Raw genomic sequence first — 12,258 nt, forward strand, 5'->3', positions numbered from 1 at the left:
TAACACTTAGCATATCTAACACGCGGAATCGTTATTTTGAATTAAATTCGATGAGTTGCTAAGTAAAAAGGATTGATTTTGCTTTGGTTATTTTAGTTTGAAATGTTCTAAGATGTTGGGCTAATTTTTATATAGCTGTATTGTTATCAGTTTTTATTAGAAGCAGAGGAAAATTATTATGGGATATGTACTCATAGATACTTCATAAGCCTCAGCTGTGGATACTTCGCAAGGTGAAAGAGCAGACATGTTTGTCGCGATTGTAAATTGTTGTAAGTTTTATCTCTTTAAATTTCAATATCGCTATTTCTTGAATTAATCATGCTGATATTGTTAGAGGATAGGGTGAAGCGCTATCTAATTTATGCTATTGATGTGCCTTATTGCATACAGATTATTATCGTCTCTTTATACTTTTTTAGAAGTATCCGGTATATCAAGCAAAAAAGTAAAGCTGAAGCCTGAGCACTATATGAACGATGCGTACCCTTGCTTTTGGCAAGGTAAGCATCGTTTTTTAACTTTGATTACTTATTAACAAAGCCTTGAGTGACAAGTACCAAAAGAGTGGCAGCCATAAGTTGTACCTGTACAGTCTCTCCAATCCGTTCTGAAACCGCCAGCAACTTTGTCTGTTAGCTCTTGTGGTAGATTTTTATTTGTTTTAGTAAGGCTTTTCATACTTTTTTTGTTAAGCGATAGTTTCATTGTAATTTCCTTTTTTGTTTAATAGTTGCACATTAATCATAATGCGATTGAGTTATTTGGCTATTGAAAAATAATGAAATTAAATATTTTATATTTACTTCAATAAATGGGATAAAACTTGGTGAAAACAGACGTTTTATAAGTTTATTAATAGGTATAAAGTGCTGGATTGATTATTGAATTAAGTTTTTTGTACTTTTTATTTTAATAATATGCCGTGCTGTTACACATTCAGATTGTTCAAGTTTAGCCTTTTACCTCAGCATATTTATTACGTGTCTGGTGCTATTTTCATAAAAGTCATAAGTGACTAACTAGCTTCAAGCTTAATCGCGGCGGAGTCTGCTAGTTTGAGCGCTTTTCTTTTCGCAAAACACGGAGACTTGATAACAAAAGTTATTTGAGGGACGCTCAGGTAGTTAAGCCGATTAGGCCTAAGAGAGCTCATCTAATTGTATGAATAGCTTCTAAAATTCAACATGCTAGTTTCCACCTTATTACAGTTATAAATAATTAAGCAATTGATTTTAATGCTTATTATTATTTTTTGTGCTCCATTCTGATTTTCAGGAAAAATCAATGAGAAATCATAGAGACGTAAGGCGATTCTTTTTTGCATTGCATAAGCTGAATTTGCTTAATCGAGTTTGGCCTCGATGAGATAACGAATTGCGCCAATAATAAGGAAAAAACAATGAAGCTTTACTCTCATTCAATCACGTTACTTTTATCAAGTTTAATATTTAGCGCTACTGGATTTGCCAAAGGTATTGCGGGCCCTTATTTTGGGCAAACACCACCTGGCGAGACGCCAGAAGTTTTCGCGCCCGGTATTGTATCTAAGGAGCATCGAGATTGGACTGGCAGATTTACGCCAGACATGACTGAATATTACTTTACAAGAAACAATCGTGAGGCTCGAACCAGTACACAATTGATGTTTAAACTGATTGATGGGAAATGGCATGAAAAAGAGTTAGCGGCAGGTGTTGGCGGCGCTGTTTCCGCTGATGGTATGAAAATGTACTCAGGTAGAACCTATCGAGATCGCATAGGTGATCAATGGTCTGAACCAAAAAGTATTGGCAAGGCGTTTCAATCGATACCTATTATGGTGATCAGCGTATCAGACAAGGGTATGTATGTTTTTGATGAGCGCGAGGTTAAAGGTACAATTCGATATTCCCGTTTGATTGATGGCAAACGCGAGGCACCAAAAGCTTTTGGCAAGCAGATAAACTCAGGAAAATGGACTGCGCATCCATTTGTAGCACCAGATGAAAGCTATATTATTTGGGACAGTGAAAGAGAAGGCGGCTATGGTAAGACTGACTTGTATGTGAGTTTTCAATTAGAAAACGGCATATGGAGCGATGCAATTAACTTAGGAGATAAAATCAATACGCCTGGGCCAGATACAGGCGCTGTGGTGTCTCCTGATGGAAAATACTTATTCTTCAACAGAAAATTTAGCGAAGATGATTCGGATATTATGTGGGTAGATGCCAAAGTCATTGATGATCTTAGACCCAAGCGTTAAAAGTCATAGTATATTGTTAGTTGAATAAAGGCGCCTATTGAGCGCCTTTATGCATTTTTGTGTAATTGTTGTCCTTATAGTTTAAGTAATCGCTGTTTTTTCACCTACTCGTGCATATATTAATTTTTTTTCGCTGAGATACTCTACAATGGAGCTTGCACCTTAAGAGCGCTAGGAGAAAAGTTTGGCTAAAAAATATTATGTTGTGTGGAAGGGCAGAGAAACGGGAATTTTTACGACATGGGCACAATGCAAGTCTTTGGTTGATGGCTTTGCGGGAGCTCGATTTAAGTCTTTTCCGTCGTTAGCAGAAGCTGAAGCCGCGTTTGGTAAAAAATCTAATTTACAAGGTGAAACAAGTACGGCAAGTAAAGTTGGTAAAGCCCCAAAACCAGCGCCGTTGACGCAAGCGCAAATCGATACTATGCCATATGAATTTAAAATCTTTACTGATGGTGCGTGCGATCCGAACCCCGGTGAAGCGGGAACAGGTCTTGCGATTTATCATAGTAATCAATTATCTGAGCTTTGGTATGGGTTTTATCAGCCGGTTGGCACAAACAATACGGCTGAATTGCGAGGGTTAAAGCAAGCACTGGTGGTTGCTCTTGCTTATCTAGAACAAGGGCACTCTGTTGGAATATTTTGTGACTCGAGATATTCGATTGATTGTATTACTAAATGGGCCATGGGTTGGCAAAAAAAAGGTTGGACCAAGTCCGATGGTGAGATCAAGAATTTAGATATTATTCAACCGGCCTTTGAGATTTATCAAAAAATTGCGAGTAAGGTTAAGATCCATCACGTCAACGGGCATGTTGGCATAGAAGGTAATGAGCTTGCTGACAGGATGTCAATCGTAGCTATCGAGCGTCAATGCGAGACACTACGTCAGTTTGAAGACGTAGATAATATTGATTCTATATTGGCTTTGCGAGCAGGCTAGGCACACTATATAACACAATGATTTTATTTAAATAAGAGCAATCTACTTTCGGGTAAGAATAATATAGGGAGATATTGAACAATGAAATTCAGTTTTATCATACTTGTACTGGTGATTTTTTCTGGATGTACTTCGCAGCTATGGCAGGCACCCAGCTATCAAGAGAAGATTACCGGTTTTTACGCGGCTAAAGATAAAAAGTTATTGCTAATTACAGGCACAAAATACAGCTATGTTTTTGAGGCTGATGATTTACTGACAAGTTCATTAGAAGTAAGCAGACATATTGAATTTATTCCTACATATAGCGGTTTCAAAATCGATAGGAACAACCAGCTCACAGGTACACTTAAATTAGTGTCTAATAGGGTTGCAGATAAGAAAATGCTCGAGGTAAATAACATCCCATTAGATCAGTATGGCAATGTAGCGCTTGAGTTTAATTTAAAAGGTAAGCGCTATGATGTTGAAGGAGACTTTCCTTTTCAAACCTTAGCGGATGATCACTATGTTGTGATTGAAACGCCTGAAAGTGGGGTTACTAAAGTGGGTAAAATTGTCGTGACTCCCGTTGCCGTAGCCATTGATGCTGCAACAGTTGTGCCTATTGCTGCTTTTTTTGGTGTGTTGGGTATTTTAAACAAGGTTTAAGGGCTCGCCCATGTGAAACAAATGCACGGCAACAAAGCGTTTTATTTTATATCATGCTTTTTTTTACTTATGAAAAGAAGGCTCTGAGCTTTTTCAAGTCAGTTTTATTGTTAGGTCGATACTTTAAGAATCGACTACTTTACATTTGTTTATACTCTCTTTGTCTCATATCTCTTCTGTAATGACGGGCTCGGCCCAGCCATCTATTAATATTTTTTCATCGCGAATGCGCTTCCACGTTTTACATTAGTTTACACCACATATCGATTAAAGTTGGTACATTGGCTTCAGTGAATTGAGAGCTACTTGCTTGATAATAAATAAAAATAAATCTGTTTTGTTTGTTAGTAGGTAAACACTCGCATGAGTGCGATTGACCAGAGTAGTAAAACAATATGCAAAGCAAACTTGGAAACCTAAGCTGATTTTCGAGTGACAAGAAGTAAAGGATAAAACCATGAATAAAATTAAATCAATTTCAAGTGTGATATGTATTGCAGCGACAGTGATGTGTAATGTGAGTGTAGCTGCCTCATTTCCTGCGCTTAAAGGGGATTGGTTCGGCCAACAAACACCAGGGTTAAAGCCAGAGGTATTTGCAGCAAATACGGTGTCAATTGAAGGGCGTTATGAGTTTGGCGTCTCTTTTTCTCCTGATTTGAAAGAGATGTACTTTACCGCATTAGATGTGATTGAAGGAGTGGATACAAGCCCTAAAATTATGTATTCAAAAATCGAGAACGGGTACTGGACAAAGCCTAAAGAAGCTGGTTTTACCGGTGGAAAGATGAAGTATGAACTCGTTCCTTACGCAAGTTTAAATGAAGATCGAGTGTACTTTACCGGCAGAAGCCCTGACTCTAAAGAGTCTGGTATTTGGTATGTTACCAGAGAAGATGAAGGGCTAAGCGCAGCAAAGCGTTTTGAATCACCACTTAACACTGGGCGACTTTCTGATTTTAATCAGGGCATTGATGGAGATATGATCTTTACCAATATGTCAGAGCGCAGAATGTATACCGCAAAAAAGGAAAATGGGCAGTTTTTAAAGGCTAAGCCGATGGACATTGAATTTGGTTTGCATGGTTTTATATCACCTAATGAAGATTACTTGCTGGTTAACGCGAGAAACCGTGACGATGAAGCGAGAAAAGACAGTGATTTATTTGTCTACTTCAAAGAAGCTGATGGTAGTTGGTCCAAACCTATTAATTTAGGTACGAGTATCAATACACCTTACTCAGAAACTGTGGCAAGAGTGTCGCCAGATGGTCAGTATTTATTTTTTGCCAGATATAACGAACCAGATGATGTATCAAATATTTATTGGGTCAGTACGCAAGTTATCACTGAGTTGAAAGAGGCTTACTTCAAAGGGTAGTTAAGAATCATACATGAGCATGGTAAGGAAACTAACTTACCATGGCTCCTTACTGGGTAAAACTATTACTCTTGTCTGAGCATTTAATATTTCACAATATCAGTGATCATGTCTTTTCTTCTTTTATAGTTTCGTTTGGAAAAAACAATCCTAAATGCTTTTAGCATTGAAATTTAGTTTGTTGTATTTTTTAATGAACTTTATCATGCAGTTAGACTCTATACTCCGAATATTCACTAAACTTGATAAATCAAAGAAGTAAGTAACTGTAATTAAAGCTCATTGTTTTTCTATTGGATTCATACAAAAAAGTGAGTAGTGGGACTTTTGAAAATGGATAAAGTAGCTTATCAACTTGGCTTTATTGGTACGGTGGAATAATAAAAATAAATCAAGGAGATATATAGAGTGATTAAAGTGGCCCTTATCTTTTTGCTGTTGTTGCAGTTTAGCGTACATGCACAATCGCAAGTCAGTATTGCAAAAAGCTTTGAATTTGAATCAAAGATACTAAAAGAGCAGAGAACAATAGTGGTATCTCTACCGGATGGGTATGACGCTTCAAAAGCCGCTTACCCCGTGATCTACCTACTGGACGGTGTTCAAAATTTGAAACATGTAGTGGGGAGTGTTGATGTTTTAACACGCGTTGGTAGCATGCCGCCCAGTATTATTGTTGGGATCAAAAGTGAAAACCGAATGAAGGATTTTAGCCCAACAAAAATGGCTGGTGTTGAGGAGAGTGGCGGAGCGAAGGTTTTTTTAAATTTTTTGAGCAAAGAACTCATTCCTTATATCAATAATACATATAGAACAAATGACTTTAGCGTGTTAGAAGGTCATTCCCTAGCCGGATTGTTTGCCGCTTATACATTGATGGAATCGCCTGATTTATTTGATGCTTACATAGTGATGGGACCCGCATTTTGGTGGAATAAAGAAGAACCAGCGAAGGACTTTAAAGCATTTTTAAGCGATTCTGATACGTTAGATAAAGCACTGTACTTTGGTGTAGGAAAAGAAGATGGTAATCGCCATTCGTTGAAGCGATTTGTCAAAGAGCTCAAAAATACAACACCCAAAGGTGTTCGTTGGAAACATGAAGAGTTTGATGATGAAGGGCATATGTCGGCACCGCTGCTTAATAATTATTTTGCGCTTAAATTTATCTTTTCAGATATGAGGCTACCTCAGGCGGTTATGGATGACTTTAGCAGTGAGAAATTCTTAGCCCATGAAGCTGGCATTATGAAAAAATATGGTCAAGCAGCAAAGCAGCCTCAAGAAATATATGTGCCTCTGGCCCTGGAGCTGATGAAGCAGAAGGACTATGCAGGTGCTGTCACGGTATTTAGACGTAATGCTGAAGCTTATATCATGAATAAATACCCACAAAACTATGTATGGTTAGCTGAAGCGCTAGAAAAAAATAAGCAAGTGAAAGAAGCCATAAAAGTATATGAGCAAGCTTATACACTTTCACAAGAAACCGGTTATGGTGAGGCTGATAAGTTTGCTGAAAAAATTAAAGAGTTAAAAGCAAAGTTGTAAATATAGGTTTGTTTATTTCACAGTGTGCTCCTTGAATATTTTAAACTTGGGGCATACTGACAACACATATTTTTAGCGGGTAGGCTGAGTAGCCTATTTAACTGGAAGTACAAGTAATAACCAGTTGGTTTTACTTTCCATCTTATATTGATGGCTTTGAGTTGTTTATTTGGATCACTTGTGACCGCTGAATAAAGGGAAAGAGAATAATTACTTTCCCTTTATTCATAGCTTATTCAACAGGACTTATTTGAAATTAGCGCTTTCTAATACCCGGTACACAGCGGTAAAAGTTTGTTTTTGGTGCGCCAAACCATCCCATTGCTTTTGAATCATGCACAGCGTATAGCTCATATTCAGCACCTGGCTCTAATGTAATAGCAATAGATGTCATACCTTTAAAGCCAGCACGCTCAGGCTCTTTACTAAAGTTACACTCTAGATTAAGTACAACTTCACCAGATAAAACTTCACGAGGTTGACTTCCTTCGCCTGTATAATAAATGAAGCCGTGCTCATCATACTGTACACCAGGGATTAATAGCGCATTATTGTTATCAAAATCGAAGTCAGAAACTGACACCATTTTAACCACATCAACATGTGCGTATATAGTAGGGTCTGCAACTTCAGGTGCGTTTAATACTTGGTCATACGAGTAAATTGTCGCAGTTGTTGCCATTGCTGAGGTAGATAGAGCCGTTAGGGCAAGTGCAGCAAGTAATTTTTTCATTTTTTTATCCTTATTAAATTTAGTGAGTTTATGATTTATCGCCTGTTGACGGAAAAATAGTACCCGCGGAATGTTTTAATTGGGTTTATGTTTTATTAAGTGTTTGTTAATTGCGTGGTGTGGTGTGGTATTTATAGATGATATTTATCAAAGGTCAGTATTGATGATAATAGAGCATTCGTGCTTGAGATTATTTGCATAAATGATTGGGCTTTATTTTGTTGTTGCTATGACAAATGTGTGACTTCTGATTTAACTGAGAAATAACAATCTTGCCTCTATTTATAATGAAGTTGAAAAATTGCGCATGTATAAGGGTTGCTTATATAGCTGGGTGAGAAAGGCAGCACTTAACATTCAGATTAAACGACGCTAAGATGTCGCCAGTTTATTTTATATCAGTTCGATAATTAGCCTCTATTGTGCTTAATGCTTCGGCTGTAGTTGAGAGGTTGCTCCAAGATTATGCGCAAATCAGATAAAAAATTAGAAAAGGCCATTGTTGCTGCTTTGACAGAAGCGTGTGAGGATGCTTTAAAAGTGTATAAAGGGTTTGAGTGGTTAACGCATGTGGTTAATTATCAAAACTTTCCCGACAGCTTAACAGTCGTTTGTATTTTTGATAATCAAGAGAGCTTAAACTTGGCAGTGGGCGACAATAAAGGTACAGGGTTTAAGTCGGCGATTGAGCGTAAGTTAACGGCACACAACATCAAGATTAAAGGTATCACAAAGCGCATTTTATTTGATACCGAAGAGGCATGTGACGCTGAGCACAATGGTAATTGGAGTAAACGGTTGGATGGTGTGCAGCACGCACGTCATGTTTAACCGAAAGTGGACTTTTATGCTTACCCAAGAGATGGTCAGTCTTTCAAAAACAGACCTGTTTACACTTTAGTATTTTATCTTTCTCAAATTTAGAGTTAAAACTCTAGTTCGGGGTTTTGTAGCTTGCTAACTGGTTATACCAGTTGTAAGCTATAAGCATATATTCCATCATTTATTGCAACTATGCCATATATTGTATGTCGAGAAATCACAGTGCACTGTGAGGATAAATACCGACTTTCCGCAACTGTGTTTTTACCCAAAGGTACATTGAGAGGAGCCACTCTAATTGGCCCTGCTACTGGGATAAAGCGACAGTTTTATACCGCATTTGCAGAATTTTTGGCTGCCAATGGCTATGGCGTTTTAACTTATGATAACCGTGGAATTGGGCAATCTTTACAAGGTAATGTCAGTGACCATGACGCGACATTACAAAGTTGGGGGCAGCTTGATCAACAAGCCGCCATTGCAGCGCTGATAGCTGAATTTCCTGACTCCAATTATCATTTAATTGGCCACAGTGCCGGTGGACAGTTAATTGGTTTGGCATCTAACGCACTGAAGCTTAACTCAATGTTTAATGTTGCGAGTTCTTCGGGTCGGTTACTTAACATGAAGTTGCGTGATCAAGTTAAGTCTCATTTTTTTATGAACGTGTTTATTCCGTTTTCTAATTTACTTTTTGGTCATACAAAGTCTCAATGGTTTGGCATGGGAGAGCCGTTGCCTTCAGCTGTATCAAAACAGTGGCGTACTTGGTGTAATGGAAAAGGCTATGTGAAAACCGCATTTGGTAAAACCATAGACAAGCACTACTTTTCAGAGCTGACGCTTCCCGCTTTGTGGGTGAATGCCGTGGATGATTTTATTGCAAATGATAAAAATGTGCGGGATATGATGTCTGTGAGCCCTAACATGAAAGCAGAAACTTTAACTTTAAAGCCCAAAGAGTTTGGTTTGAAAGAAATTGGCCATATGAAGTTTTTCAGCCGCAGATCAGAGGTGCTTTGGCAAATATGTTTAGATTGGTTAGTTAAACACTCCGAACCGTGATTTTTAGGGTACGCCTTGTGAAATTGATAGTGGTATAATCATGTCCTTGAATCTGAATTAGCAGTATAGAAATCAGGAGATTAAATAAAAAATGGAGTTTAAAACAGCGCAAAAAGTTAAGTTGCATGGGCTTTATTTAGCTTTAACTCTATTAACTATGTCACTTGGGCTTGTAACCAGATCGAGCATGGTGGATTTTCCTCAGTGGGTCCATCTTTACCTTGGGGATTTTTTGTGGGCGCTAATGGTGTTCTGGTTAATATGTTCATTAAAGCCCAAGTTTACAAATATGCAGTTAGCTATGATCGCATTATTGTTTGCTTATTCGATTGAGTTCTCTCAGCTTTATCAAGGTGACTGGTTAAACACAATCAGGCATACCAAACTTGGCGCCTTGGTGTTTGGGTTTGGTTTTAAAGTGAGCGATCTAGCAGCATATACACTTGGTATTGGGTTTGGTGTGTTTATTAAACATACATTGTTGAACCAGAAGAAAAAGCATCAACTTCATTTCATGTAATATTCATCGCACTATTTACTACATCTATTTGTTACTTTGATTTAAAGCTGTGTTTTTAAACCTTGTTGACACCATTGCACTAAATATGGTGACAATACAGTGTAGCCAATTAGTAATACTTAATAAGGATTTTCTCATGAGTGCACAATCGGGTAATGAGCGAACTAAACATACTCAGGCATACTATATTGGACAGGGCGTAGCTGTGGGTAGCAGCATTGGATGTATTATTGGGTTGGCGATAGGGATACCATTTGGTTTACTCGCTTATATTGGGATCCCTATTGGTGCGGGTGTCGCTATTGGTGTTGCAGGTGGCGTAGCTATACACCGTGCAAAGCATCAAATTTTGGATTTACCGTAATTATTTCAAATGCGATTGGAGGGCGTTATGGATTTTTCGAGTACTATCGATGGTTTGATCTTGTTGTTTAGTGGTGCTGCGATCTTACTTTATACCAGTGGAAGATTGTTTCCTAAGCTCATCAAGAGTGAAGCGGCACTCGGCTATAAAGCCCCTTTATATTTTGTTGGGGCCGTCATCACTGTGCTGGGTTTTAGTGCAATAGTGCACGTGCAGCTTTGAAAAGATAATTTGGCTACGTATTATTTTTCATAGACACCTAATTACCTTCCACTTGTATTTATGTTTCTTTTCATTATCTATTAACTTTTGATTTTAAATGTCTCATTGTCAATGAATTGTATTAGCAATAGCTTATGGATTAGCTTTTGGTTAATAAATCGGTTCGTGCAATAATGCTCTCGATATAAATAACAAAACAATATGTGAAGGTTTATCTAGGGAGTAGTCATATTGAAACTAAAAATATTATCACTATTTTCAGCGGGTGTTTTTTCTTTATCGGTGCAAGCAACTACATTTGGGACGTGTGACGTTGCAATTAATATATCAGGTTTTGAAGCATCCACATGTGCCAAAACACAGGTGCCACTTGATTATACAAACCCAGATCAAGGCCAAATAGAGCTTGCTGTTCGTCAATTTCCAACAAAAGATGCTAAACAGTCTCGTGGACAAGTATGGCTTATACATGGTGGACCAGGTGAAGCAGGAGCAGGGTTCACTCCGTTTTTGTCTGTATTTCGGGAAGCGTTTAAAGGGTATGACATTGTTGTGCCGGATCATCGAGGCACCGGTGAGTCTAGTCGACTTTGCCCAGCTCAGGAGTCAGGAAGCAGTGAAGCGGGTTATGCACTGGGTAATACAGAGTGGGGGCCCTGCATAGGCTCTTTATACGCTAATCCATCAAGAACACAGGCGTTTACAATTACTCATGCTGCTAAGGATCTGGCAGGCTTAATCGAAAAGTACGGCTCTGATAAGGAAGTATATGTCTATGGTGTATCTTATGGTACGCAATTGACGTTACGCTTGATGCAAGTGGCTTCACCAAAGTTAGACGGTATTATTTTAGATGGGCTTGTACCAAAAGAAGGTGATACAGAATGGGAGATCAGCCATCGTACCAGAGTTGTTGATACTGTAGGGCGTAAGCTACTGACAGATAAACAAGAAAGGCAGTTTGAAACATTACTAGAGTCTGATAATAAAGTGTGGCAGTCAGTACTTGAGGGAGGGGATATTCGCCTTTTCATGGCTTCATTGCTTAACTATCATGACTTACGAAACCAGATCCCAGATTTAATTAAGCAATTAACTGCGGGCGATACGTCACTTCTCAAGCAAATATTGCAATCACTTAAAGACAAACAAGGCGATATCATTTCAGCATACCCAACAGCAGTGCCTTCTTTACCTCTTTCCATGTTGATCACAAGTTCTGAAAATAACAGCAGGACTAATTTAACCAAGGAAATAGTGAGTAAAGAGGCTGAAGGTGCGCTATTTACTAGTCACTTACCTCGATTGTTGGTAGATGTACCTGCGCCATTATACCCACGTGATAAATACTTCGGGCAGTTACCAAAGCAGCTCCCGAGAACCTTGATTGTGCAGGGCACGCTAGACCCTAATACACCTTATGAAGCAGCTCAATTACATTCAAAGCACCTTGAAAAGCTGGGTGATGTTCAGTTTGCTACAGTTAAGGATGCTGCGCATATTCTACCTATGGTCGCGCCTAAATGTTTTACTCAGTTGGCGTCACAATTTGTATCTAAAAATAAAGTCTCTGAAATATGTGAACTTTAAACAGGCCTAGTAAATGTACCGAGCAACTTATCAAAGTGTTCGGTGCTTTACTTTAAACTTCAAGCTTGAACTGAGTTTTATAAAAATTTACGTTCATAAAAATAAACTCTACAAAATGCTTGACCCTAACGTTAGGTGATAGTTAACGATGGGCTTGTCTTTCAG

General features: G+C 38.3%; 13 protein-coding genes. 11 read left to right on the forward strand and 2 right to left on the reverse strand.

Features of this window, described 5'->3' with window-relative positions; genetic code table 11:
• Nucleotides 1-534 precede the first annotated feature (534 nt).
• Nucleotides 535-708 (reverse strand): hypothetical protein, encoded by a 174-nt coding sequence (locus tag N477_RS26205; RefSeq protein WP_155732025.1) that lies wholly within the window; start codon nucleotides 706-708, stop codon nucleotides 535-537.
• Nucleotides 709-1,402: 694 nt separating this feature from the next.
• Between N477_RS26205 and N477_RS24045 the strand changes: the two genes are divergently transcribed.
• The 5 genes from N477_RS24045 (at nucleotide 1,403) to N477_RS24065 (ending at nucleotide 6,777) form a co-directional block, all read left to right on the forward strand.
• A complete protein-coding gene (locus N477_RS24045) occupies nucleotides 1,403-2,248 on the forward strand; it encodes a PD40 domain-containing protein (RefSeq protein ID WP_063364116.1) in 846 nt (281 codons plus the stop codon).
• Between the two features lie 184 nt (nucleotides 2,249-2,432).
• Nucleotides 2,433-3,194, forward strand: coding sequence for a viroplasmin family protein (locus N477_RS24050; protein ID WP_063364115.1), 762 nt, complete (start codon nucleotides 2,433-2,435; stop codon nucleotides 3,192-3,194).
• 81 nt (nucleotides 3,195-3,275) lie between these two features.
• The gene (locus tag N477_RS24055) at nucleotides 3,276-3,845 is read left to right on the forward strand and encodes a hypothetical protein (protein WP_063364114.1); all 570 of its coding nucleotides are present in this window, start codon (nucleotides 3,276-3,278) and stop codon (nucleotides 3,843-3,845) included.
• A 457-nt stretch (nucleotides 3,846-4,302) separates the two neighbouring features.
• Nucleotides 4,303-5,226: a PD40 domain-containing protein gene (locus tag N477_RS24060; protein ID WP_063364113.1), complete on the forward strand. Its 924-nt coding sequence runs from the start codon at nucleotides 4,303-4,305 to the stop codon at nucleotides 5,224-5,226.
• Between the two features lie 408 nt (nucleotides 5,227-5,634).
• Nucleotides 5,635-6,777: an alpha/beta hydrolase-fold protein gene (locus tag N477_RS24065; protein WP_196760693.1), complete on the forward strand. Its 1,143-nt coding sequence runs from the start codon at nucleotides 5,635-5,637 to the stop codon at nucleotides 6,775-6,777.
• Nucleotides 6,778-7,033: 256 nt separating this feature from the next.
• Here the strand turns inward: N477_RS24065 and N477_RS24070 are convergent, their stop codons facing one another.
• Nucleotides 7,034-7,510: a hypothetical protein gene (locus N477_RS24070; protein WP_063364111.1), complete on the reverse strand. Its 477-nt coding sequence runs from the start codon at nucleotides 7,508-7,510 to the stop codon at nucleotides 7,034-7,036.
• Nucleotides 7,511-7,975: 465 nt separating this feature from the next.
• On the opposite strand from N477_RS24070, the gene N477_RS24075 reads away from it, so the two are divergent.
• The 6 genes from N477_RS24075 (at nucleotide 7,976) to N477_RS24100 (ending at nucleotide 12,093) form a co-directional block, all read left to right on the forward strand.
• On the forward strand, nucleotides 7,976-8,341 hold the full coding sequence (locus N477_RS24075) for a hypothetical protein (protein WP_063364110.1): 366 nt from the start codon (nucleotides 7,976-7,978) through the stop codon (nucleotides 8,339-8,341).
• 183 nt (nucleotides 8,342-8,524) lie between these two features.
• Nucleotides 8,525-9,397 (forward strand): alpha/beta fold hydrolase, encoded by an 873-nt coding sequence (locus tag N477_RS24080; RefSeq protein WP_063364109.1) that lies wholly within the window; start codon nucleotides 8,525-8,527, stop codon nucleotides 9,395-9,397.
• A 187-nt stretch (nucleotides 9,398-9,584) separates the two neighbouring features.
• Entirely contained in the window at nucleotides 9,585-9,917 is a 333-nt protein-coding gene (locus N477_RS26535; RefSeq protein WP_269200128.1) for a DUF2809 domain-containing protein, read from the forward strand.
• Between the two features lie 136 nt (nucleotides 9,918-10,053).
• Complete coding sequence (locus N477_RS24090) at nucleotides 10,054-10,281, forward strand: hypothetical protein (protein ID WP_063364107.1); 228 nt, start codon at nucleotides 10,054-10,056, stop codon at nucleotides 10,279-10,281.
• Nucleotides 10,282-10,308: 27 nt separating this feature from the next.
• Entirely contained in the window at nucleotides 10,309-10,503 is a 195-nt protein-coding gene (locus N477_RS24095) for a hypothetical protein (protein WP_063364106.1), read from the forward strand.
• A gap of 231 nt (nucleotides 10,504-10,734) precedes the next feature.
• Nucleotides 10,735-12,093, forward strand: coding sequence for an alpha/beta fold hydrolase (locus N477_RS24100; protein WP_063364105.1), 1,359 nt, complete (start codon nucleotides 10,735-10,737; stop codon nucleotides 12,091-12,093).
• Nucleotides 12,094-12,258 lie beyond the last annotated feature (165 nt).

It is taken from the genome of Pseudoalteromonas luteoviolacea H33-S, from assembly GCF_001625695.1.
GTDB classification, from domain to species: Bacteria; Pseudomonadota; Gammaproteobacteria; order Enterobacterales; family Alteromonadaceae; genus Pseudoalteromonas; species Pseudoalteromonas luteoviolacea_B.